At 39.3% G+C, this 24,583-nt stretch carries 25 protein-coding genes; 8 read left to right on the forward strand and 17 right to left on the reverse strand.

Annotated elements, in window-relative coordinates:
* Positions 1–2 precede the first annotated feature (2 nt).
* Positions 3–773, forward strand: a complete 771-nt coding sequence (locus tag GQF63_RS16305) for an enoyl-CoA hydratase/isomerase family protein (protein WP_160370310.1) — start codon at positions 3–5, stop codon at positions 771–773.
* A 32-nt stretch (positions 774–805) separates the two neighbouring features.
* Positions 806–1,861 carry an AI-2E family transporter gene (locus GQF63_RS16310; protein WP_160370311.1) on the forward strand — a complete coding sequence of 352 codons (1,056 nt, stop codon included), beginning with the start codon at positions 806–808 and terminating at the stop codon, positions 1,859–1,861.
* Here GQF63_RS16310 and GQF63_RS16315 read toward each other — a convergent pair.
* Positions 1,858–2,496, reverse strand: a complete 639-nt coding sequence (locus GQF63_RS16315; protein WP_160370312.1) for a 4'-phosphopantetheinyl transferase family protein — start codon at positions 2,494–2,496, stop codon at positions 1,858–1,860. The genes GQF63_RS16310 and GQF63_RS16315 overlap by 4 nt on opposite strands.
* Positions 2,497–2,682: 186 nt before the next feature.
* Between GQF63_RS16315 and dcd the strand changes: the two genes are divergently transcribed.
* Both dcd and GQF63_RS16325 read left to right on the forward strand, forming a co-directional pair.
* Complete coding sequence (gene dcd, locus GQF63_RS16320) at positions 2,683–3,219, forward strand: dCTP deaminase (protein WP_160370313.1); 537 nt, start codon at positions 2,683–2,685, stop codon at positions 3,217–3,219.
* Positions 3,220–3,289: 70 nt separating this feature from the next.
* Positions 3,290–3,745 carry a PA2169 family four-helix-bundle protein gene (locus GQF63_RS16325; RefSeq protein WP_160370314.1) on the forward strand — a complete coding sequence of 152 codons (456 nt, stop codon included), beginning with the start codon at positions 3,290–3,292 and terminating at the stop codon, positions 3,743–3,745.
* A gap of 58 nt (positions 3,746–3,803) precedes the next feature.
* Here GQF63_RS16325 and prfB read toward each other — a convergent pair.
* Positions 3,804–4,881 (reverse strand): peptide chain release factor 2 gene (gene prfB, locus GQF63_RS16330; protein WP_160370315.1). Its coding sequence is split into 2 segments (ribosomal slippage): positions 3,804–4,820 and positions 4,822–4,881, totalling 1,077 coding nucleotides; the frame shifts between segments, so codons are not numbered across the junction.
* A gap of 72 nt (positions 4,882–4,953) precedes the next feature.
* Here prfB and pgi point away from each other — a divergent pair.
* Complete coding sequence (gene pgi, locus GQF63_RS16335) at positions 4,954–6,603, forward strand: glucose-6-phosphate isomerase (RefSeq protein WP_160370316.1); 1,650 nt, start codon at positions 4,954–4,956, stop codon at positions 6,601–6,603.
* A gap of 127 nt (positions 6,604–6,730) precedes the next feature.
* Here the strand turns inward: pgi and GQF63_RS16340 are convergent, their stop codons facing one another.
* The 7 genes from GQF63_RS16340 to GQF63_RS16370 form a co-directional block, all read right to left on the reverse strand.
* Positions 6,731–7,462, reverse strand: a complete 732-nt coding sequence (locus GQF63_RS16340; RefSeq protein WP_160370317.1) for a YggS family pyridoxal phosphate-dependent enzyme — start codon at positions 7,460–7,462, stop codon at positions 6,731–6,733.
* An 809-nt stretch (positions 7,463–8,271) separates the two neighbouring features.
* Entirely contained in the window at positions 8,272–8,718 is a 447-nt protein-coding gene (locus tag GQF63_RS16345; protein WP_160370318.1) for a GNAT family N-acetyltransferase, read from the reverse strand.
* A 116-nt stretch (positions 8,719–8,834) separates the two neighbouring features.
* Positions 8,835–9,014 (reverse strand): hypothetical protein, encoded by a 180-nt coding sequence (locus GQF63_RS19700; RefSeq protein ID WP_212592619.1) that lies wholly within the window; start codon positions 9,012–9,014, stop codon positions 8,835–8,837.
* 318 nt (positions 9,015–9,332) lie between these two features.
* Positions 9,333–9,665, reverse strand: coding sequence for a 2Fe-2S iron-sulfur cluster-binding protein (locus GQF63_RS16355; protein WP_160370319.1), 333 nt, complete (start codon positions 9,663–9,665; stop codon positions 9,333–9,335).
* 86 nt (positions 9,666–9,751) lie between these two features.
* Positions 9,752–9,982 (reverse strand): thioredoxin family protein, encoded by a 231-nt coding sequence (locus GQF63_RS16360; protein WP_160370320.1) that lies wholly within the window; start codon positions 9,980–9,982, stop codon positions 9,752–9,754.
* A 23-nt stretch (positions 9,983–10,005) separates the two neighbouring features.
* Positions 10,006–10,905: a dihydrodipicolinate synthase family protein gene (locus tag GQF63_RS16365; protein WP_160370321.1), complete on the reverse strand. Its 900-nt coding sequence runs from the start codon at positions 10,903–10,905 to the stop codon at positions 10,006–10,008.
* Positions 10,906–10,925: 20 nt separating this feature from the next.
* Positions 10,926–11,426 carry a cupin domain-containing protein gene (locus GQF63_RS16370; protein WP_160370322.1) on the reverse strand — a complete coding sequence of 167 codons (501 nt, stop codon included), beginning with the start codon at positions 11,424–11,426 and terminating at the stop codon, positions 10,926–10,928.
* A gap of 101 nt (positions 11,427–11,527) precedes the next feature.
* On the opposite strand from GQF63_RS16370, the gene pdxR reads away from it, so the two are divergent.
* A complete protein-coding gene (gene pdxR, locus GQF63_RS16375) occupies positions 11,528–12,949 on the forward strand; it encodes a MocR-like pyridoxine biosynthesis transcription factor PdxR (RefSeq protein WP_160370323.1) in 1,422 nt (473 codons plus the stop codon).
* A gap of 606 nt (positions 12,950–13,555) precedes the next feature.
* Positions 13,556–13,729 carry a hypothetical protein gene (locus GQF63_RS19705; protein WP_212592620.1) on the forward strand — a complete coding sequence of 58 codons (174 nt, stop codon included), beginning with the start codon at positions 13,556–13,558 and terminating at the stop codon, positions 13,727–13,729.
* Positions 13,730–13,793: 64 nt separating this feature from the next.
* On the opposite strand, the gene GQF63_RS16380 is transcribed toward GQF63_RS19705, so the two are convergent.
* Both GQF63_RS16380 and GQF63_RS16385 read right to left on the reverse strand, forming a co-directional pair.
* On the reverse strand, positions 13,794–14,408 hold the full coding sequence (locus GQF63_RS16380; protein ID WP_160370324.1) for a DUF417 family protein: 615 nt from the start codon (positions 14,406–14,408) through the stop codon (positions 13,794–13,796).
* Positions 14,409–14,485: 77 nt separating this feature from the next.
* Entirely contained in the window at positions 14,486–15,310 is an 825-nt protein-coding gene (locus tag GQF63_RS16385) for a helix-turn-helix domain-containing protein (protein WP_160370325.1), read from the reverse strand.
* Positions 15,311–15,377: 67 nt separating this feature from the next.
* On the opposite strand from GQF63_RS16385, the gene GQF63_RS16390 reads away from it, so the two are divergent.
* Positions 15,378–16,772: a mechanosensitive ion channel family protein gene (locus GQF63_RS16390; protein ID WP_160370326.1), complete on the forward strand. Its 1,395-nt coding sequence runs from the start codon at positions 15,378–15,380 to the stop codon at positions 16,770–16,772.
* Positions 16,773–17,046: 274 nt separating this feature from the next.
* Here the strand turns inward: GQF63_RS16390 and GQF63_RS16395 are convergent, their stop codons facing one another.
* From GQF63_RS16395 to GQF63_RS16420, 6 genes are all read right to left on the reverse strand, one after another.
* Complete coding sequence (locus GQF63_RS16395; RefSeq protein WP_160370327.1) at positions 17,047–17,184, reverse strand: hypothetical protein; 138 nt, start codon at positions 17,182–17,184, stop codon at positions 17,047–17,049.
* A gap of 410 nt (positions 17,185–17,594) precedes the next feature.
* Positions 17,595–18,056 carry a hypothetical protein gene (locus GQF63_RS16400; RefSeq protein ID WP_160370328.1) on the reverse strand — a complete coding sequence of 154 codons (462 nt, stop codon included), beginning with the start codon at positions 18,054–18,056 and terminating at the stop codon, positions 17,595–17,597.
* Between the two features lie 184 nt (positions 18,057–18,240).
* Positions 18,241–20,385 carry a carboxy terminal-processing peptidase gene (locus GQF63_RS16405; RefSeq protein WP_246163585.1) on the reverse strand — a complete coding sequence of 715 codons (2,145 nt, stop codon included), beginning with the start codon at positions 20,383–20,385 and terminating at the stop codon, positions 18,241–18,243.
* Between the two features lie 194 nt (positions 20,386–20,579).
* A complete protein-coding gene (locus tag GQF63_RS16410) occupies positions 20,580–21,674 on the reverse strand; it encodes a tetratricopeptide repeat protein (protein WP_160370329.1) in 1,095 nt (364 codons plus the stop codon).
* 194 nt (positions 21,675–21,868) lie between these two features.
* Positions 21,869–22,489: a response regulator gene (locus tag GQF63_RS16415; protein WP_160370330.1), complete on the reverse strand. Its 621-nt coding sequence runs from the start codon at positions 22,487–22,489 to the stop codon at positions 21,869–21,871.
* Complete coding sequence (locus GQF63_RS16420; protein WP_160370331.1) at positions 22,473–24,431, reverse strand: tetratricopeptide repeat-containing sensor histidine kinase; 1,959 nt, start codon at positions 24,429–24,431, stop codon at positions 22,473–22,475. Before GQF63_RS16420 ends, GQF63_RS16415 begins: the two co-directional genes overlap by 17 nt.
* Positions 24,432–24,583 lie beyond the last annotated feature (152 nt).

Genomic DNA, 24,583 nt, shown 5'->3' on the forward strand with positions numbered 1-24,583 from the left:
TTATGAGCTTTCAACACATTATTTTGAGCCAAGCTGGCCATACCGCTACCATAACCATAAACAGGGAGGCAAAATTAAATGCCTTGAATAAAGATACCATTGGCGAACTCAAAGAAGCCTTCGCTCAAGTAGCGCAACAGGCAGATGTTAAAGGTGTTATCCTGACGGGGGCCGGTGCAAAAGCATTTGTGGCCGGGGCTGATATTCAGGAATTCCTGGAGAAGTCGCGGGAGGAAGCAACAGCGCTTTCAGCCTTTGGGCATGAATTAATGGATACGATTGCCATGTTTCCAAAACCTGTTATTGCCGCCATCAATGGCTTTGCCTTAGGTGGAGGCTTGGAACTCGCCTTGGCCTGTCATATCCGCTTAGCGGCAGATAACGCCAAAATGGGCTTGCCAGAGGTGTCCCTAGGCCTTATTCCGGGCTATGGTGGTACACAGCGCTTACGCGAATTGGTAGGCAAGGGCAAAGCGTTAGAAATGGTGCTAACGGGAGATATGATCGATGCACAGGATGCCTATCAATGGGGATTGGTGAACAACGTCGTATCGCAAGAAGAATTGTTAGACACAGCCAACAGCTTATTGGCGAAAATGTACAGTCGTTCTTCCACAGCCATTACGGCGGCCATTAAAGCCGTGAATGCCGGGCTGGAAAAGGCCGTAAATGGCTACCAGATTGAGATGGAATCCTTTGGCGAATGCTTCGGTTCGGAAGATTTTAAAGAAGGTGTCAGCGCATTTTTAGAGAAAAGAAAACCAAACTTCTAATTTTATTGTTACTCATAAAATAAGCTTAATTTATGAGTAACAATGATGTCTTTTCGCAACGCGAGCGAAATATAATAATCCTGATTATTGTTGTGATTTTAGGGGGCATAATTCTCTACGCCACCCGCGGAATCTTTGGCGCCTTTCTGGGCACTATGGTAATGTATACCTTATTCCGTAACCTCAATATTTTCCTCATTGAAAAATGGCGATGGCCGAAGCCGGTATCCTCCGTTTTCATTATTATCCTGTCTATTTTCATCATTGTGCTCCCCTTCGTAGGTATTGGCAAAATGCTGTTTGACAAGGCGATCGAGCTGCAGCAAAATCCGCAATGGATAAAACGCATTATGGATGCGGTGGATCATTTTGCCGGCGATAAGTTAGGGCAACCCGACCTAATTGAGAAACAGCTGGAAGCCAGTTCCACCTATTTGGGAGGCTTATTGACATCGGCTCTAGGCGGTGCTGCCAATGCCTTCCTGGTCATCACCGTGATGTATTTCTTGCTTTACTTCCTGTTTGTCAATTATAAAGGATTTGAAGGCGGGCTCATCCATTACTTGCCTTTTGATGATGAAAGCGCCGTCGTTTTCGGGGAGGAGTTAAAAAATATCACCTATTCCAATATCATTGGACAAACCATCATCGCCATAATCCAAGGAGCTTGTTTGGCCTTGGGCTTTGTCATCTTCGGGGCTAAGGATCCCTTATTCTGGGGCGTCATCACGGCTATCCTCTCGTTTATCCCACTGTTGGGGCCGCCCTTAATTTTTGTGCCTGCAGCCGTGGTGCTCTTGGCTAATGGCCAAAGCTGGCAGGGGATAGGCCTCTTGATCTGGGGATTCGGACTGGTGATTAATATCGATAACGTACTACGCCTGATTATCGCGAAACGCATCGGCGATATTCACCCCATTATTACCGTCGTGGGGGTAATCATCGGTATTCCTTTGTTCGGCTTGATGGGTTTGGTGTATGGTCCGCTTTTGTTGGCCTATTTCTTAATTGCCGTACGCATCTATAAAGCCAATAAACGACTTTCCCTGAAGAAAGATCGAATTCAAGATCAGCTGGAAGAGGGTTAGGCCGTTACATAGCCCAACATATATTCGTTAAAGCGCTCGTAGTATACCTGGAAGCTTTGCTGGCTGCCTTCTTTTTCCAAATGGGCGGTCATTACCCCTTGTGGGAAGTAAGGAAATGGATCGATACGGATATGGTGCAAAAAGGAAACACCTCTATTGCCTTGCAGCTTATACACGGCTTCTTTGGCGCACCAACAGGCATACAATTGGTCCACCTCATTCTCCGGGTCTATAAAGGCTAATTCTTCAGGTTTTAGGAATTTATCTTTGATGCGTGTTACCTTGTCTTTCACAATTTCCAGGTCGATACCGCAGTAGCCTTTGGTACTGAGCATCACGCCGGCATAATCGTAGGAATGGGTCAATGAAATTTCATAGGGGAAGTCGGGTAAGTAGGGCTTGCCGTTGGCATCCGAAGGGCAGTTGATGTATTCCTTGGTTCCCAGCAAATAGCGTAATACCACCCGTGTCGCTAACCAATGCAGCGTACGTTTGCCTTTCGCTAGGCTCTTCAGCTTGGCACGCTCGGCATCATCCAACTGCAAGAAGCTCAACAGCTCTTCTTCGGTTTCTTCAATCTTCCATAGGGCAATGCGACTTTCCGCATCTATTTCTTTCAGGTATGCTAAGGCCATATCCAAAAGTAGAAGATTTTAATTTTATTCCCTAAAATCGAACCTAGTTTATCCACCTGCACCCTTATTTTTTTTATTAAGCCAGCCTCGCTGTACCAAATCCATAAACTATGCAGCTTAATTTGCTTGATTTCCAGTAATAACGTATTTTTGAATCCCGCTATTAACCAGCAGGTCACACTCGGTATGATATTATCAGATAAAAGAATTTTAGAGGAAATCGAAAAAGGGAGCATTGTTATTGAACCTTTCGATCGTAAATGTTTAGGAACAAACTCCTATGATGTGCATTTAGGCAAATACTTGGCTACCTATAAAGAGCAGGAATTAGATGCCAAGAAGCACAATGAAATTACCCATTTCGAAATCCCTGAATCTGGATTTGTATTACAACCCGGAACCCTATACTTGGGCGTAACGCTTGAATATACCGAAACACATGGCCACGTACCATTCCTAGAAGGAAAGTCTAGCACCGGACGCTTGGGTATTGACATCCACGCGACAGCCGGTAAAGGCGATGTAGGATTTTGTAACACCTGGACCCTGGAAATTTCCGTCGCACAACCCGTGCGTGTCTATGCCGGCATGCCAATCGGACAATTGATTTATTTCGTTGTAGAAGGCGACATCGAAACCTTGTATAACACCAAAGGAAACGCCAAATACAACAATAAAACCATTCGCCCGGTAGAAAGCATGATGTGGAAGAACCCGTTTTAGAAAAATTTCGTAATTTTTCATCTTATTCCAACTATTACACTGCTCAGGTGTTTATAATAAAAAATATAGTATGGAAAACATTGAGAATAAAATCGATCTACTGCACCGCGCTATTATTATTAACAATGATAGAATTGAAGGTTATGAAAAGGCTATAGAGCTTGCTGAACCTGATCATTTAAGAGAGTTGCAACATATTTTTCACAGTTATGTTGATCAATCTTCCGGGTTCGTGGCAGAGCTAAATCAGTTAAATATACAAATGGGCGGAGAACCTGAAGATGACACCAAATTCACAGGAAAAATTTATCGCATGTGGATGGAAGTGAAAACAGCTTTATCTTCGTCAAATTCTCAATCCCTTTTAGAGCTTTGTGAAAAAGGTGAGGATGAATTTAAGAAAACTTATGATGATATAATTTCTGAGGCCTCCGAGGTATATCCAGAACTTGTTAGCGTTCTTCATATTCAGCTAGTGGAACAGAATAGTGCGCATAAAAAAATAAAGGAACTACGAGATTTATAGTTTTTAGGTTTATGATAATTTTTTTAATCCCCCAAAGGAAACTTTGGGGGATTTTGTATTAAAACTCCATTAAATATGCTTTCAGGAAAGCATCCAGATCTCCATCCAGGACAGCTTGCGTATTTGATGTTTCGTAATTTGTTCGTAAATCTTTGATAAGCTTATAAGGATGCAACACATAATTCCGAATTTGCGAGCCCCATTCTATCTTCTTTTTTGATCCTTCGATTGCTGCGGTTGCCTCTTGGCGCTTGCGCATTTCAATTTCGTAGAGCTGCGATTTCAATAGACGCATGGCGTTCTCTTTATTTTGTAGCTGTGACCGTGACTCCTGGTTCTTGATAATAATACCAGTTGGTTTATGGTGCAGGCGTACGGCCGTTTCCACCTTATTTACGTTTTGGCCACCGGCGCCACCGGAGCGGAAGGTGTCCCATTCGATTTCTGCATCTTTCACCTCGATTTCGATATTATCATCCACTAAGGGATAAACATAGACTGAAGCGAAAGAGGTATGGCGTTTCGCATTTGAGTCGAACGGAGAAATGCGCACCAGGCGGTGAACACCATTTTCACCCTTTAAATAACCATAGGGGAAGTTACCGGAAAACTGCAGCGTGACGGACTTAATGCCGGCAACATCACCTTCCTGATAATCTTGTTCTGTTACTTTGCAGCCATGCTTTTCTCCCCACATAATATACATACGCATCAACATGGCGGCCCAGTCGCAAGATTCTGTTCCACCAGCGCCGGCCGTAATTTGTAAGATTGCATCTAGCTGATCTTCCTCCGCACTTAGCATATTTTTGAATTCGAGCTCTTCTATCTCACTCAAGGCCAATTGATATTGTTCCTCGACTTCCTTTTCGGAAGCGTCGCCCGATTGGAAAAATTCATAGAGCACACCGGTATCATCGATAGATGCCTGGACAGCATCGTATTGATCAGTCCATATTTTATTGTTCTTAATACCGTGAAGTACTTTTTCTGCGTCTTTTGGTGAATCCCAAAAGTCAGGTTGAAGGGTAATCGCTGTTTCGCGGTCTATCTCTGCTTTTTTGGCATCGATGTCAAAGATGCCTCCTCAGGGACGTCAATCGATCCCTCAAGTCTTGAATTTGTTCCTTGGTCATAGTAGCAAAGATAATATAAAATTTACGGATACATTTCCCGTATTCCTTATATTTGAACAAAACAAGCAATATATGTTACCAAAAATCGACTTTACAAGCACCCAAGCGTTCAGCTACTTAGCCAATCACTATATCGACATTAACGAGAAGAATTTAAAGGAACTTTTTGAGGATGATCCGGCTCGATTCGAGAAATTCTCTTTATACCTCAACGATATCCTTTTCGATTATTCCAAAAACAGGATCAATGAGGAGACTATGGCTTTGTTAATTCAGTTAGCGAAGGAATGCAAGCTTGAGGAAGCGATTGCGGCGATGTTCGATGGCGAGAAGATTAATGAAACGGAAGGTCGTCAGGTGTTACATACTGCCCTAAGGAACAAATCGGGAAAACCTGTGCTGGTTGACGGACAAGATGTGATGCCGCAGATTCAAGCGGTGTTGGATCGGATGAAGTCCTTTACCGAACGTATCCTTTCCGGAAGTTGGAAAGGCTATACTGGCCGAGAGATTACCGACGTGGTGAATATCGGTATCGGGGGTTCAGATTTAGGGCCCGTGATGGTAACGGAAGGGTTAAAAGCGTATAAAACCAGGTTGAATGTGCACTTCGTATCCAATGTGGATGGTACGCATATCGCGGAAACCCTGAATAAATTGGATCCGGAGACGACTTTATTTTTAATTGCTTCCAAAACCTTTACCACACAAGAAACCATGGCCAATGCCCATTCGGCAAAGGCCTGGTTTATTTCAACCGGCGCGCAGGAGGGCGATGTGGCCAAGCACTTTGCAGCCTTGAGTACCAATGAGCAAGGCGTTGCTGCCTTCGGCATCGACACGCAGAATATGTTTGAGTTTTGGGATTGGGTAGGCGGACGCTATTCCCTGTGGTCTGCCATTGGCTTGTCCATTAGTTTGGCGGTAGGTTATGACAATTTCGAGGCCTTATTAACCGGGGCGTATGAGGCCGATGAGCACTTCCGGAATACCCCATTTGAGGAAAATATTCCTGTTGTTATGGCTTTGCTTGGCATTTGGTATAATAACTTCTTCGATGCCGAGAGTCAGGCCATTTTACCATATGATCAATATTTACATCGTTTTGCGGCCTATTTCCAACAAGGAGATATGGAAAGCAATGGAAAATATGTGGATCGCAATGGCATGCGTGTAGACTACCAAACCGGCCCTATTATTTGGGGTGAACCAGGCACCAATGGGCAACATGCTTTTTATCAGTTGATTCACCAAGGAACTAAGTTAATTCCATGTGATTTTATTGCGCCGGCAATCTCGCACAATGCTATCGGAAACCATCATCAGCTATTGCTGTCCAACTTTTTTGCGCAAACGGAAGCCTTAATGAATGGTAAATCCGAAGAGGAAGTTGTGGCGGAGTTGCAGAAAGCAGGGAAATCTACCTCTGAAATCGAGCGTTTAACACCTTTTAAAGTATTTGAAGGAAATAGACCAACAAACTCTATCTTGCTGAAAGAGGTGACACCGAAGTCGCTAGGGACGTTGATTGCCCTTTATGAGCATAAGATTTTTGCCCAGGGCATTATCTGGAATATCTTTAGTTTCGACCAATGGGGTGTGGAACTTGGGAAACAGCTAGCGAATAAGATTTTGCCGGAATTGGAAGATGGCAAGGAGGTGGAAAGTCATGATTCCTCGACCAATGGATTGATTAATCAATATAAATCCTGGCGGTCTTAGTTGATCGAGGGTTTAAAAAAAACACGGGAGCTTGTGGATGTGTACAAGCTCCCTGTTTTGTTAAAACCTTTTATTGCCGTTTCTAATTTATTCAGTGCTTCTTTGTAAAATTCTTCCATACCCTTATTTAAATATTTTCGTTCCAATAATAACTATCAGGATATATTCTTTGTCCGAAAATAGCCGTACCTACTCGTACAATGGTTGCTCCCTCTGCAATGGCTGTTTCCATATCGCCACTCATTCCCATTGATAATTCCTGCATTTTTACATTAGGGATATTTAGGGCAATTATTTGCTGTTGAATATCTTTGAGCAACCGAAAACATTTACGCACTTTTTCCGTTTCAGAACTGAACAGCCCTATGGTCATCAAACCTTTTATTTTAAGGGTTTCCAAATGTGCAACATGTTTTACTAATTCAATAGCATTGTCGGGGTTTACGCCAAATTTGCTTTCTTCAAACGAAGTATTAACCTGTATCAATACTTCTATGGTTTTGTTTTCAAACTGTAAGCGTTGGTGTAGTTTTTCTGCCAAATCCAAACGGTCAAGTGATTGAATACAGGACACATTGTATTTCAACAGGTCTTTGATTTTGTTGGTCTGCAAATGCCCGATGAAATGGTTGGTGTGCGGAATTTCTTTCAAGGCTTCGTATTTTTCTTTGATTTCCTGCACTTTGTTTTCGGCTATTAGAGTTTGTCCTGCCTGTAATGCCATTTTGATACGTTCGGCAGGTATGGTTTTGGTTGCCAATAGTAATTTTACTTCATTGGGATTTCTGTTGCTTTCCTTACAAGCGTTGTTTATCCGTTCTTGTATAAGGGCAATTTTCTGTAAAATTTCTTCGTTCATACTTCTGTACTTTTTTCTCTTACTTCCAATTCTTTTATCAATGTCGATTTTACCAATGTAATCCTATGGTCTTTGGCTTTGGCAAATGAGATATTGTATATACGTGCTATGCTCTGCAATTCTGTTTGAAATCGGAATAACAGTTTGCTGAAATACTCGTGTAAAGCCTGTTGAGCAGGCATTTCAAAATTTCAGCAGCTGATACCGTCTTAACAAAGTTTTATCATTGATTTCGGGATGGTTGTTCGCATACAGCAACACTGCTTTTTCGGGATAGTAATCTATGAGCTGCATTTAGGTGTGGACCAATCTTCGCATTTCGCCTACGTCCTTATCATCGTTATCCCTCACTTTCCCAATTTGGTTAAATTCATCTAAAAACAAAACGGATTTTTCCCTGCCTGCTTTGTCAAACACCTATTTGTTGTTCTGCGATGTTTCGCCAATACGTGAACAAACTATATTACTCAAATTGAGTATAAGAATGTTTTTGCTACAACCCGAACTGCCGTGAAGCAATATTTTTATTTACAGGCAGTGCGTATTGGCTTAATTCTTCAATATATTTATGTTCCTTAATAAGCTATTCAAATTATTGTTTGTTAGCTTCATCAAGGAATATATCGTTTAATAACACCTGTTCTTTGTCGGTTATGATAAGGTCAAATACGTTATCAAAATTATATAATTAATTGAGGTCGGGAGTGGATTTGAACTATTGTGAAAGGTACTGCGTTACCTTGTCTAACCACTCGACCAACCGACCATATTTCAGCAAAGAGGCGAACCGATTTAGTCCGCCTTGTGCGTTATTTCCACCAATAGTAATAATTGTGGTTGCCGTCATACTCAAATCCGCAACGTGGATATAATTTGTTGCCAATGTCGTTTGTTTTTTCGGTTTCGAGCATCAACCCGCAAGCTCCTGTTTCATCACACCATTGTTTTGCTCGGTCTATTAACGCTACCGAAAGTCCATTACCTCTGTAATCGGGTTGAACAAACAAATCACTCAATAACCATTGCTTCGCCAATTTGATGTAATGATAAAGTTTGTACAACTGAACAAATCCAACTGCTTTACCGTCTGCATATACGACAAAAATGTTTGATTGATCGTTGTCTAATCGTTCCTTAATAAACTGTTTGCATTTTTCGTAATCGTCTTTCTGACGGTAAAAAACCCGATAGTGGTTAAATAATTCTGCTGTTGTGTCTAAATCGGTTAGACTTACTTTTTTGATGTTGAACTCCATTGCTTTTAGTTATTTCGATTATAGCTCAAAAGTATCAGATTGCAGGATTAGCTTGGTGGTACAGTTTTAGGATAAGTAGGTAGTCCAAAAGAACTCTTATCACTTTTCTGATTATACTATTTGGCTTTACTTATTTGGTACACCAAACTCAATCGGGATGTTCCGTCCGAATAGGTAGCTACTGCCTCCGCATTTTTATCTGTACCGATTCGCTCGATGGCGCCCTGTGAACGAATATTGTTTGCCCCGATATGGAAATATATTTTTGAAACGAATTGGAAAAGATAAACCAACATCGTGACTTTTACCAATTTGTTTTATGCCTTTGCCCCAATGCAGTTTTCCTGTTCGTTGTAATTGTAAAAGCGTGTATTTCCGAGAATGTTCTCTATAGTTTTATCCACGATTTTAAATGCTCCTTCGCCCTACATTGCAAGGTCAAAGAATGTTTAAATACATCTTTTTTCCAACGGTCTTTATTGGAGTGCTGTTCCCAAATTTTTAGTCGGATGCTATGGCATATAAAGCCTCAAAATCCTTTTCCTGCAATGGATGAAGAGTTGCTTTTTCGTTTTCTAACAGGAATTGGATATTGAAGATCATTTTTTTAAGTATTAAAACTTATCATAGTTTATTTTTATGCTGTCGCTTACAGGAGTGGACACACAAGCCAAAATCAAGCCTTGCTGTATATGGGCTTCAGATAGAATGAAATTCCTCCTTAAATGCACTTCGCCCTCTTCCAATTTAGATACACAAGTGCCACACGTACCTCTGCAGCAGGAATGCGGAGCATCAACTCCGGCATTGAGCATCGCATCAAGCAAAGGTATCTTTTTGTTCCATTGGATATGTTTTGTGTTACCATTCAATATCAATGTTACTTTCACGTTTTCTGAGTACTTGTCTTGTTCTTCGGCAAGTTTAGTTTCTTCTTTTGGGTTCATAATATAATTTGCTTGTAGTTTAACATTGAAACAATAATTAATAAAGCCCGAAAGTTTACTTTTGCTTTCGGACTTTGAAATTGGAATTACTTCAAATCATCTATTGAAGCACCAAAGTTGATGTGTAACACATTGCCATTAGATAAAACCAATGCAGGAACAGATTTTACACCTGAACTTTCGGCGTCTTTTACTTTTGTTTTGTCTGTTCCCAAATGAATCACTTCAACCTGATTTTCAGGTATAATATTTAAAATGTCCTTTTCTGCACTTACGCATACAGGACAACCTGCATGATAAAAAATTGCTTTTGCCATTTTACGTTATTTTAGAATTATGGTTAATACTGATAAATTTCGATTTCAATAGCCGAAAGTATGCTGTCCAGTTCCGTTATTTCATTTTCACTAAGTGGTTTCAAAGGGCTTTTAAAACCGCCTCCACCTACTCCCAATAGGTCTAAGCCTGCCTTTATAGAACGTGGTAAACCTTTGGCTACAATGAATTTCAACAAATCAAACTGTTTGTAGAATAATCGTTGGGCTTTCTTCAAATCGTTCTCTTGTATGGCATCATAAAGGGCTATGTTGAGTTCGGGTATTAGATTGGGCGAAGCGGTACACCAACCTCTTGCACCTGCCGAAAAAGCGGATAGTGCCAATGGGTTAGAACCGTTGAAAAAAGCTACTTCTTCACCTAATTCTCTTCTCAAATAGTGCATACGTTGAATATCCCCTGTACTTTCTTTAATCATCGTTACGTTCGGAATTTCCAATAAACGCTTCAACAATGCAGGCGACATATCCACACCGCCTGTTGCAGGGTTGTTGTATGCCATTATGGGGATGGAAATTTTAGAAGCAACGGCATCGTAATGTTTCACAATTTCGTCGTCAGTCAGTTTCCAATAGCTCATCGGGATAATCATTACTGCCGTAGCACCTGCTTTTTCGGCAAATTGTGCGTGGTAAACGGTTTTCTCCGTAGTAAGGTTGGAAACACCTACCAATGTTGGCACTCTGCCTGCTACCTGTTGCATAGTCGCTTCGGCTACGGCTTCTTTTTCGGCATCGTTGAGGTAAGGCATTACACCTGTGCTACCCAATGGAGCAATACCGTGAGAACCTGTTGTAACCAATCGCTCTACTTGTTTTTTGAATAACGAGATATCGACATTCTCGTTGTCATCAAAAGGTGTAACCGGGTATGCGATTACGCCTTTAAATGGTACTTTGTTCATTTGTAGTCCTGTTTTAAAAATTAAAAATCTCTGCCTTCTTCTTCACGTAATGCTACTCCTAAGTTTTGTAGTTGAGGTGCATTTTCGCAAGCGATGTATTTTGCAGGTTCAGTTTCACTAAGGTTTTGATGCTGATGCCAAGCCCACGAAGGAATATAAACGGCATCTCCTGCTTCCCATTCTACGATTTCGTCTTCTACAAGAGTAGATCCTTTACCCTCCAATACATACAATATGGTTTCGTAGGTGTGGCGGTGTTTGTGTGTTTTTTGTCCGGGAAGTAACCCTCCAATGGTCATACTCACATTTTTGCTCGGTAAATCCACAAAGAAAACAGGGTGTTTTCTTTCTTCCGAAAACTGATTGTGTACGCCTGCATTTTCAACATTTTTGTGGATAACGTGTGATGTCTTCACAAAAGTTGGTCTTGCAAAGGTTTGATGAAAGTCCTTTGAACTGAATTGTTTTTGCTCTGCGTGGATTGATTTTTTTACTTCTGTCGCTGCTTCTAATTTTGACATAACTGAAATTTTTTATTGTTCTGTTGCATTATTGCATTACAAAAGTATTGTATATTTGGACTGTTATAATGATGCAGTTTTTATAAAAATAGATAGTCCAGATGCTAAGAGGTTGGAAATTTGAAATACAGTTAGACGAACAATCGGATAAAGCCATTTATCTCCAAATAGCCGATGCGATTATAAAAGATATTCATTCGGGCAGGTTAAAATCCGGTGATGCCTTGCCAGGCAGTAGAAACCTTGCACAACTATTAAGAATCAATCGGAATACGGTTGTAGAAGCCCTTAATGTATTACTTATTGAGGGTTGGCTGGTTTCCAAAGAAAGGCAGGGAACTTTTGTTGCCGATACATTGCCTGATTTTAAAGAAGTACAAAAAATAAAGCCTTTAATTTCTAACATAGAAAATAAAGAGGGTAAGCATTTTCATCTGCAGATTGATGACGGAAACCCTGACAGTAAAATTGCACCCATTTCGGAATTGGCAAGAGCATACCGTCAAATATTCAACCAAAAAGCAAGATGGCAGATGATGGGCTACGGCAATGAATTAGGCGATTTAGAATTTAGAAAAGCTATAGTTCAGATGCTCAATCATCAAAGAGGTATGCAGATAAACGAACAAAGTATTTGCATCACTCGTGGTAGTCAAATGGCGATGTATCTAACGGCTCAATGTTTGTTTAAAAAAGGTGATTACGTACTTGTTGAAAATCCAGGATATAAACCTGCTTGGAAAGCCTTTGAGAATGCAGGTGCAAAACTTTTGCCTGTAAGTGTGGATAAAGAAGGTTTGAAGATTGATGAGGTAACTTCTTATTTGAAATGGGGAAAAAAGATAAAGGCAATCTATGTTACACCGCACCGCCAATATCCGACAACTATAACATTGAGTTTGAAAAGAAGGTTGGAATTGATAGGGCTTTCCAACAAATACGGTTTTACAATTATTGAAGATGATTACGATAATGAGTTTCATTTTGGTTATCGTCCTGTATTGCCATTATCAAGTTTTACGGAACTAAAAAACTACGTTTACATTGGTACAATGAGTAAAGTTGTTGCACCCGCCTTACGTATCGGTTATTTGGCAAGTAACGACAGTGATTTGATTGAACAGGTGGGCAGTTTGCGAAAGATTATTGATGTGCAGAGCGACAGCATAATGGAACAGGCGGTTTTGCAACTCATCAAAGAAGGTACAATAAAACGGCATATCAAAAAGTCAACCAATCACTACAAAGCCAAAAGAGATTTTATGGCAACTGTGTTGAATAAATATATTAAGGATAAAGCAACTTATACAATTCCCGAAGGTGGTTTGGCGTTTTGGATCGTTCCTAATAAGCAGGTGGACTGGTTACAGATTTCCAAGAAGCTAAAAAGCAAAAGCATTAAAATCATTACGCCCGATACGTATAGCTTCGATGAAACCATAAACGGTATAAGATTGGGTTATGGGTCGCTTTCTGAAAAAGATTTGGAAGCCGGCATTATTGCTTTGGCTGAATTACTATGATATTCGTGTTGATGATTTACCAATAAGTTTGGCTATCTATTCTGCTGTGTATTAAGGATTTTTTTCTATCCAATTTAATGTTTCGAGAACTTCCTTCCCGAACCTTTTCCGAAAAACGAATTTATCCGCAACGTTTCCGCCATTTAACTGCCAAATAATTTTTAGCTTGTTCCTTTTTTCTCTTTCTTTCACAAATACGCCTAATTTTACTAAGTTCTCCAAGTTTCTTGAAGATGTTCTGTCAGATGTTTCGTTTAAATTCTGGCCCTCACTATTCGTTATTTTCCGTTTTCCTTCACAAACTCGACCGCTTTCAACTGTCGTTCATTTAATCCGATTTTTAGGAATGAGTATAATTCTTGGTTGCGAAGCGTGAAAATCTTTGAGTTCTTCTACGCTTAACCCTTGCGGTAAAGTTTCTTCGTTCCAAAAGACGATTTTATCAACATAAACCCTGATTTTAGGTGGTACTCCCATATAATTACGATGCACCAAAGCATTCAGGATCACTGCACGCAATGTCTCAACAGGGGCCTCTACACCAGAATGCTTCAAATAACGCTACAGTAGAAGCTAAAAAAATTATAGCAAGTTATATAATCCATAATGGCCACAAATTACTTACACCATCACAACGACTTTAAGGATATACTAGCTACTACCACGCGTGAGAAAGGTATTGACCCATATTTAGTTGAAAAAGATTACTGGATCATGCATCGTCTACAACAGTTAGGGCTACCGTTTGAGCTCGGGAACTTCAATATCGAAAGCTTTTAAAATCAAAGACAGATTTTTTAGAAGATATCGATATACATTGGTTATTCTGCTTGTTTTTCGAATATTAGTTATCGTGGCTTTTTAATAAAATAGTCTTTGCACTGTTGGTGGCTATTACTAATCCTGCGAACATCATAATAATATCCTTTAATACGAGTCGCCCCGCGCCTGATAGGTATGGAAAACCAAAATTTGGTGTTGGAGCATCTCCTCCCAAATTAGGTACATATACTTCGGGGGTTGTTATTAAAAAACTTAATGTAACGATTGACATGAAAAATGTTAACAATCCTCCCCAAAAACCAATATTCGGAAACCAAATTCCTAATAATACAGCAAATCCAATAAAAACAATAACAACACCCAAACCATAGGAAAAAAGGTAGGTGCCATTTTTGATATGCCATTCAATATTTTCTTTAATAACTTTTCCTTCTGGATTTCTATGTAAAGTATATTCCTTAATTGCCTGATTGTTTTCACTAATAATTTCATTATTGGCATCTTTATAAAAGAATTCCATTAAAGGGCTGTTTGCGACAAAAGGCACAATTCCTTCAGCTTCGTATTTGAAGGCTTTTAAACCACCAATCCAAAACATAACTATAAATATTGCCACGCGCAACGAGTTAATAAAGAAGGATTCAAACCGGCAAAACAACGTTAGGAAATTTCTCATTAGCTTTCATGTTAATTTATACAATACTACAAATCTCTATGCTGGTTAACCATGGACTTATAAGGAGAATAAATGAACTATTTTGCAACGATTGAAATTCCTACCTTTTCTCTGAATATTTTAGGAGAAGCACCAACATGTTTTTTAAAAAATCTTGAGAAATAATATTCATCCCTAAAGTTCAATTTCCAAGCTATAGTTTTTATTGGATCTGTGGAGAGATGAAGCATCCTTTTTGACTCAAGGATAATTCTTTCATTTATTAATTGTAAAGGACTACGGCCATATTGTTTTTTTATTTTTTTTGAAAAAGAATCAACAGCCACACCGTATTTTTCCGCGTAAAATTTAACATTCTTGGAGTTTAAGAAGTTGTTTTCTAGAATGTCTTGAAAATTAAGGTCTTCCATGTAGTAATTCGTAGATTTGTCTTTATTTTTAATATTTATAAGTTTTTCCTTACTACAAATTGCCAGTAATAGTTGAAGGTAGGTTTTAATAATTGGAAGGTCATAATTTGTTTTATGCAGATTTATCTGGCTTAATTTTTTAAATAAAGTTATCAACTCTTCATAGATTTCATTAGAAACAGCCAGCGAAGGCTGTTCATAGATATTATTAAATAGAACGCCGTTACAAGCAACTTCTCTCTTGTGGTATTCAATGCAATAGAAATCACCATGGAATTTGATCATGGCAACAGTTGATTGTGTATTTAACATTTTAAAATGTTGATAAGGGGAAAGAAAAACAATAGTAGGATCACTAGTTGTATCTTTAAGAAGATCAATCGTAAAGCTTACGCTCTTGTTCATTATAAGAATATTATAGTATGGCTCATAAATATCGAATGAATTTCTCGTTTCATAATGGATGTTAAATTCAACAAGTTCTTTTGACATAGTTAAAATAGATTATGCTTAAAATTATTGTCTTAAATTATTCCCTAATATAAGAGTAGCTGAAATTATGAAGGCAAAAATCATCTATAATGAAATTTCCACCCTGCATATTAATTTCGTAAATTTGATTGGTAATATGAAAAATTTATTTTTAGATGATATTGTCGGAAATCCTACCAGTGTTATTTATCAATCTACCTATGATTTAATTAAATCACTAGGCGTTCAACCAAATCTAGCACACGTGTTTACATCCTTTAGTCTCTTGTTAGGTGCGTTTGTGTTATTTCTTATTATCAATCAAATTTTAAAAGCAGTTTTCCATTCCCTAGTTTTCAAAATCATTAAAGGGTCGAAAACTCATTGGGACGACTATCTCCTAGAAAATAAAGTCAATGAACATCTCAGCCGATTAATTTTAATAGTTATTTCCCAGCAGTCATTTCCTTTACTTTTTTTAGGTTTTTCGACACTAATGGAAATCCTGTCAAAGTTTTTAACAGTTTTATTAATAATAGCAACCTATTCTTTAATAAATAGCCTATTAAAAACAGGAAGGGATATTGCCAAAACAACTAAAGCTTTCAAGGATAAACCTTTGGATAGCTATCTTCAAGTAGTGCAAATTTTTTTATTTTTTTTAGGAGGAACACTAGTTTTTTCGCTATTAACCGGAAATTCTCCTTGGTCTTTCCTAGTTTCCCTTGGGGCTGCTTCTGCAATTTTAATGCTAGTCTTTAAAGATACAATTTTGGGATTTGTAGCAAGCATTCAAGTGTCAGCAAATGATTCGGTTCGGGTTGGAGATTGGATAGAGATGCCTAAGTATGGTGTTGATGGAGATGTAATTCAAATCAACCTTAACAACGTAAGAGTTCAAAATTGGGATAAAACTATTGTTACTATTCCTACCCATACTTTATTGAGTGACTCTTTTAAAAACTATAGGGGTATGCAAGACAGTGGAGGGAGAAGAATTAAACGTGCTCTACATATTAAGATTTCATCCATTCGATATTTAGATACCCAGGAAATTAATGAACTTCGTAGAATCTCCCTGCTCGCTTCATTTATTGACAAAAGGGAAAATGAAATAAACAGTTATAACCTCAATAATAACATTGACCAAGAGATGCTCGTAAATGGCCGTAGAATGACAAATGCCGGCTTATTTAGAGCATATGTACAAGCTTATTGCCAAAATAATCCTAAGATACATAAAGGGCTAACCTTAATGGTTCGACAGTTGGAACCAACTGATAAGGGGCTGCCTTTAGAATTATACATGTTCACATCTGGAACGCAATGGGCTTTTTATGAAGAGACAATGGCGGATCTCTTTGATCACTTATTTGCAGCCATAAAATATTTTCATCTTGAGATCTTTGAACTTCCGGCATCAAGTGATTTAAGGATAATTAAAGATAAAGTTACACTTTCAAAAATTAGCACTTTTAATTAATCAATCTAATAAATCCTGAGGGTAATTTGAGTTCAGTAAGAAGTGAGTATGACTAAAGAATTCTAGCAACGTATCATAACTCTTTTGCCAAAAGTTCCAAGGATATTAGAGAAAGAATCAATTTGGAAAATTATTTATTTGAAATCTGTACTGTCACAAATAAATTTAAAGTATAAAAAATCAATCTTCAGATTGATTTCTTTAAAGAAGGGAACCTCGCTTTTGTTATTAAAGAGTTCAAACTGCCCTGGTTTATTATATTATCAACCTAGATTTAATTTAATCGAATTAATGATTGGTTGATTTCTGCTTTTAATACTTTTGGAATTTTTGTTTTGGCTATTTCTTTTAATCCTGTTATTATTTGAGATTTTACATAGGAATAGTTAAACCATCCTAAAGTCTCTGCCATCACGATACGTAATTAGGTATCCTCACTTGGGTCTTCAATTAGTTTAAGGTATGCATCAATATGCAGGTGGTCATTACAGTTACGAATACTGCGCGCTTGATCTAATCGAATCTAAATAGTGGTTTTGATATTATTTATAAAAGTTGAAAACAATTCAAAAACGGAGGTGGCTTGCGTTGCTGTTTTTATAACAAGAACTAATTTATTAAAAAAATCTATTGAGAATATTTAAATTTAGTTCACTAGTCCTATTGAAAAAAGCATTAAAACACCTTCGTTTTTCCCTTAATTATTTTTAATCAATTTCTAACTTTAAATTTTTGTCAAATCATTCGTTTGTTTTTCTTTTTAGGCTTGTTTAAGTTAACTTTCCTTTTATTGTTAAATGGATAGTTTTTAAATCTGTTTTTTTACAAGTTTTTGTAACGTTCGCTAAAGATATCTGCTTTTTTATTTTCTATATCGAAGGTTACCGGAATTCGATTGTAATCACCATTCCATTTGCCGCCATTGGTCTCACTGTTGGGGCCATATTTCACAATTAAAACGATGCGGAAGTTTGGGTTGCCTTCGCCACGCTGAATGAGCAGCTCGCCCTCAGCATTGGTTTCTATCCAATAGTCAATGGGGTAGGGCGGGGTGCCATGCATTTGAAATCGCCCTTTATTGCCGTTACTCAGCTCGGCAATAGGTTCGCCATTGTCGCTGAAGTCGTATTTGTAAGTGCCCAAGAGGAGCTTTAGAATATCTGTGGGGATTTTCTTCGTCCCATAATGCTCCTGTCCAGTTACGACGGTAAATTTCTCGATATCTTGTGCTTTTAAGTACTCGGCACTAAAGCATAGCGCGAGTACAAATAGAATCATTTTCATAATCTTACGGAATTAGATTATACAAATGTAAGCCGAGCTGTTAGGCTTAAAAATACCTAAGCTTAGGTATTTTTAGCGATATGCTTTCATTTTTAATGGAAAGAGGGATTTCCATTATTTGGCTTGGCAAAAGGCATAAAAAAAGCGAGCAATTGCTTGCTCGCTTTTTTGAAAATTTATATTCCTATTTTTTGTGTAATCGAATATAATCTGTCAATACATTGGCGCTTTCCTCCAGCACAAAATCATACTCTAATTTCGGCTGTGGTTGACCTTCTTTCCAAGCAGGTAAGCCTAAGAAGCTTAATTGCTTATTGACGCGGTCGCGGTTTTTGATGCGGTTTTTCTCACGTTCTGCTTTTAGCTTCACTTCGTTTAAAGAAACCGAAGGGATAGAATCAACTTTATTAAACTCTTCGATATCCTCTAATAAGAAGGTGTAAGCTGGCGACTTCGTCATACGGGCCTCGTGAATTTTATTCAGCTCGCTGGTTATTCCTTTTAAGTCGGACACTTTAACGAAAGTGGAAGGCTTAATTTGATCCCAAGGCAAGGCCGAAGGCTCAGAGCTCTCTCCAAATTTCTCAGCAGAGTATTGCGTTGGGAACGATAAATCTGGAATCACTCCTTTATGTTGGGTACTGCTACCTGTTACGCGGTAGAATTTACCCATGGTGATGTTGATCTGTCCGAATTCAGGTGCACCGTTCGGAGTGTCAGTATCTTTTTCGCCAGAAGCTTTGATTAATAATTTGTTCGTTGCACTAATGAAACGCGACATGTCTACAGCGTTTTGTACAGTTCCTTTACCATAGGAGGTTGATCCTAATACAACGCCGCGTCCGTAGTCTTGAATAGCACCCGCAAAGATTTCTGAGGCCGAGGCCGAGAACCGGTTGATCATCACGCCGAATGGGCCATCCCAAGCAACGCCTGAATCTTGGTCGCTATCTACTTGCACACGGTTTCTGGTGTCGCGAACCTGCACGACAGGACCTTTGTCGATAAATAGACCTGTTAGCTCGATAGCTTCTTGTAAAGAACCACCACCGTTATTTCTTAAGTCCATTAATACAGCATCAACCCCATCTTTTTTCAAACTATCTAGCAATAGACGCACGTCACGTGTGGTACTTTTATAATTCTGATCTCCACGGCGTACAGCATCAAAGTCGATATAGAATTTAGGAAGATTGATAATCCCTACTTTGTAGTTCTTACCGTCTTCACCTTTGATTACTTTGATTTCACGTTTTGCAGACTCTTCTTCCAAAACGATCTTTTCTCGTGTTAGGGTCACAATTTTTGGTGCTGTTGATAGTTCGGCACCGGCCGGTAATATTTTCAATCTTACCACGGTTCCTTTTTTACCTTTAATCTTGGCAACAGCAGCATCTAAGCGCCATCCAATGATGTCAACAAATTCGCCATTTCCTTGAGCTACAGCAACAATTCTATCGTTAATTTGCAGGGTTTTATCTTTAAAAGCAGGGCCCCCAGCAATTATTTGCTTTATGGTCACCATTTCATTTTCCATTTGCAATTGGGCACCAATTCCTTCTAAGGTATTCGACATGCTTTCATTGAAAGCCTGGGCAAAAGAAGGGTTGTAATAGGTGGTGTGAGGATCTACAGCATCGGTAAATGAGGTCATAATCACTTGAAATGCATCATTGGCATTGGTCTTGGTAGCTTGAGAAATTAAGTTTTTATAACGATTGCGCAAGGTTTCTTTGTGTTTTTCAAGATCCATTTTTGCAGAATCAGCACCGGTTAATTTCAAGTTCAACAAGTCGTATTTAACACGTTTGCGCCATTGATCCTTTAATTCAGCATCTGAAGTAAACCAGTCTAATTTCTCCCGAAAACTGGTATAGGTCTCCTCTGTGGTAAAATCATGCTTTGCATCTACTTGCTCAAGTGCATAGTTTAGGCATTGCAGATAGCGATCGGAATACTTATTGAAAATATAGAAGGCACCGGAAAGGTCGCCCGCTTTAAAATCCTGACTAAAATTATTTTTAAATTGCTGAAAGTCTTCAACATCTGATTTTAACAGGTAATTTTTCCCTTGATCCAATCCCTCCAATAAATTATTGAAGACAATATTGGAAATGGAATCATTCATGGGTACACGTTTATAGCTAAAGTTCTCCAATAAATTGGCGACTTCCTTAGCGATGACCTCGTGTTGGGTGGTTGGTCTAAGTTGTAGGTTTTCCTCCGCTAAATCTACCCGCGGTTTCGCCCCACAGGCGACTACGGATATTAATGAAAGACCTAGGATGAGATTTCTTAACATATAAATGGTTTCCTTAATATTATTCATTTTCCAATTCCTGCATGTTGCGTGCATTTTTACCCTTAACAAGGGCAATAGCCGTTAAATTTAATTAAAATATCGACACCGTATGATGGGAGAACGTAAAAATATCATTTCAATTACGGAAATGACGTTTTTTTTAGGTTTCTTAACAGTTTGAACCGATGTTCTGTTTGGAAATCGCCTGATACCAGGCCCTGTTAGAACAATTCTTTTCGCAATTGCCAGTACTGAGAGAGCTGCTGTTCTGCGACTTCATAGTCGCCCATAATCATGTTTATTTCCCCGAGCTTATCATAGATAGCGAGTTGTAATACCTTATTGTCTTCTTGACCGGCCAACTCGATGGCTTTTTCAAATTCCCGCTTGGCTACTTTATAATTCTGCTGGGCATACTTCGAATAGGCGAGCATATATTCGATTTCAGGAAGGTCCAGCTTCATGTTTTTGGCCGCAGCAAGGTCACGAGCCTGAATAAGAAACCATTGGGCCTCGGTGTGTTTGTTTTGAATTTGATAAATCTTGGCCAGCTGAATCCAGGCTTTAATCTTTCCGTTATAGTCTTTGGTCTTATTATAAATTGGGATCGCCCGCCGGATTATGCTGCTTTCTGCCGCGCGGTATTCTTTTTCGTAAGCGCGGATTAAGGCAATTTTAACCAAGGCATCGGCTTGCTCGGTTAGGCTTTTGCTGTCAACTGCTTTTTGCAGGTATTGCTCCTGTAGCGCATCAGCATCTTTATAATTCCCATTATAGAGATACGCATTGGCCAAGTTAAACTGGATAATGGCCATATCTCTGTTGAACTCTGTTTTTTGAATACTATTTAAGGCACCAATCAGCAGCCCGATCGTTTGGCTTATGTTTTTGCCTTTTAGAGCTTGCCAAGCATACTCGTTGGTGAGTCCTGTCGCCAGTTGGATATTATTGTTCCGATGCAGGGTTTGAATCAGCTTGTTCCATTGCTCCGGAGTTTCCGGGAAAGGAGTGAAATGCTGCTGCAGGTAGGCCGCATTCGAGGTCTGTTTATATTCTTCGATTAAATTCTGGTAATCAAGCTTACGGGCAATAGAGTCGTAAAAACCTTTTTTCTCTTGGTAGGAGTCTACCAATACTTCTTCCTTGGTTCGGGGAGCCGGTAATACATACACTTTAGGGCCAATGCCTTTAAAGCTTGGGTTGTATTTTGTAACATAACCAGCAGGGTCCAACAGTTCTCCATCACTCTGGGCCATTAATCCACTTAAGGGAAAAATCAGCCCTAGGGCCAATAACACACGCACTTTTTTGAACATCCTCAATATTGCTTTTCCCAAAAATATCAATTCTATTTAGATTTCATAATTTATACCAGGAATTAAGAAGAACAAGGGATTGGATTTTAAGATGATAACTGTACTGGAAAGCTGGGAGGTAAAATTCCAAGTATCTTTATGTTTGAAATTTAAATGTTTGGTTATATGACGAAAAATCCAATTTGTAACATATCTTAAATTAGCTTGTGCTCAATAGCTATCTTGACAAGTACAGCAGTGTTTTTAGCGCCTAATTTTAACAACAGGTTTTTCCGGTAACCACGTATGGTCTCAGGACTAAGGAATATCCTTGCTGCAATCTCTGTGTTTGTTAGACCTTCTACAATAAGTTTCAACATTTCCCGCTCGCGCAGGCTAAGCCATAGCTGTGTTTCTCTTGGCTTCTTCATCAGAAGATCTACCTCATGGCATAGAAATACTTCTCCATTAGCTACAGCCTGAATACCTATCAGGACTTCTTCGGTCATCGCATTCTTGACTAAATATCCTGAAGCTCCATTTTCCAAAATTTGCCTGACTACACTGTATTCATTGTGCGTAGTAAGAGCTAGAATCTTAACTGTGGGATAAAGACTTGTGAGTTCCTTGCAGAATTCCACACCACTCATATCAGGTAGTGAGACATCTAATAATAAAATATCAGGCATCCAAAAACCGATGGAATTTCTACATTCGGTAGCACTATGTGCTATGCCTACCACTTTGGCAATGCCAGAATCATGTAAAAGAGTCCTTAGCCCATCTGTCAAAATCTTGTGGTCATCTACGATAACTACATTAATTATCCTGTCCATTTGTTGATAGTTCTAGTTCCACGTGTACTTCTGTTCCTTCCTTTGATGAATATATATTCAATTTCCCCTCAAATACTTCTACCCGTTGCCTGATATTGTGCAGCCCCATTCCTTCTTTAACGGTTTTCAAATCGAATCCACTTCCATTGTCCTGTACAGTAAAAGATAGTCGGTCAGCTTCCTGAACTAACTGGACATTAATCTGGGTTGCTTGAGCATGTTTGAGCGCGTTGTTGACCAACTCATGAATACAGCGATAGACCATGACCTCCAATTTCTCAGGTAGACGGATTTCATCTCCAAAATAATGAAACTCAACGATGGGTATAGCAGTGCAGAAATCTGTCAGGGAGACCTTCAAGCCATAACGTAACAGCGATTCTGGCATCATATGGTGCGCCACGCGTCGAAGCTCCTGAATAGAATCGTCTAGCATACCCAATGCTCTCTGAAAGCGGTTCACATCAACACTCTCCAGGACTGCAGATCCAACTTGGATCTGAGGAAGATTAAGCCGGACGGCCGATAACATACCTCCCAGTCCATCATGCAAATCTTTCGCGAGCCGTGTTCTTTCGGCGGCCTCCCCATCTAGTGTCGCCTGGACTGCCACAAGCTGTTTTTCCCTTTTGATCCGTTGCGTTTCTTCCTCAGCTAACCTTCGGCGGCTCTCCGCAAGACGGTACCTCATTAAGGCAAAGGATAGAGTCGCTAGAAGAAGGGTGCCTGCTGCTATACCCAGCCAGATGTACAGTCGGCGCTGCTTTACCAGTGAGTCTATTTTGAGTTCTTTCCTTTCCGTCTGGTACCGAATTTCTAATTCAGAAATCGCCTTGCGGTTACTTGCGTTGTTTTGTTCTTGTAGCTTGGAGAAAAATAAGTTTACATAGTGCTCCATGGAGTCCATCTGCCCTAATTGTCCATGTGCCAGGGAAAGATGGATAAAGGCATGTTTAGACAAATTTACATCGGAAGAGTCAATCTCGATAGCTTTTAAAGCAGCATCTATAGTTTCTTTATACCTTCCAATGTAATAGGAGGTCGCGGATATTATTGTTGCATTGGTTTTGGTCAGGTTAGGAAAATCTAACTTTTCAGACAATTGGAGGCTTTGGTTTGCTGCCTGCAATGCTTTGTCGTACTGGCCAAAGTAGTTGTATGTGGAGGCCAGAACGGCAAGCGATTGGCTCTCTCCATACCTATTTTTCAGTAGCCGATAAATATCAACTGCTTTTTTAATTAAACCGATCGACCTATCCATACTTTTATCTTCCTTTCTGTAAATAGAGGACAGCCCAAGATAGACATCTGCTGATACCCTTTGGTGGCCGGTTTTTAGGGCAATTGGTTCAGCTTTTTTATAATATGCTAAAGCAAGATCAGCATTATTAAGCATCTTATACAGCCCGCCGATTGCTGAATATGTCCGGCACAGTTCATAATCGTTGTTAATTTCTTCCAATATCTTAGCCGACTTTTTAAATCGTTCCATGGCTCTATCATAGTCATCTTGGTAGAGATGGACCCCGCCATAGGCACGGTGGAGTGTCCCCTCCAGAGTTCTATCTTGGAGCTCAAGGGCTATCGGCATTGCGCGATCTAAGCAGATGATTGCCGAATCATAATCAGCCCTTTTAAGATAAGCTAATCCTAGATCTTCATAAAACTGTGCTTCTGCAGTTCTGTTTTTGGTATGGAGGGTGAATCTTAATCCCCTTTTTCCAAATTCGATCGCCTTTTTCAGATTGATGTTGCTATATTTTTCTGACAATTCTTTATATGCCTCTATTGTTTCTTTTTGAGTCAGCTTTTTCGAACTGATTAAGAGCTCTAATGAATCCACAGACTTCGCCATATTACTCATCGGTAGGATTATCCATACAAACAATAAAATGACACTCCATAAGAATGATTTTTCCTCGAGTAAATATCTTCCGGCCATATCGTTTGAAAATTAGGTTAAATACAATACAAAGATAATCAGGTTCATTCGGGATAAAAACCCCCTTTTGGGGGTGCCAAAGAAAATAGCGATCGTCTAATTTTGGATTATTAATTAATGGATAGGTCAATGCAAATCCCTAATCCGTTTGG

This window comes from Sphingobacterium humi (assembly GCF_009768885.1).
Classification (GTDB): domain Bacteria; phylum Bacteroidota; class Bacteroidia; order Sphingobacteriales; family Sphingobacteriaceae; genus Sphingobacterium; species Sphingobacterium humi.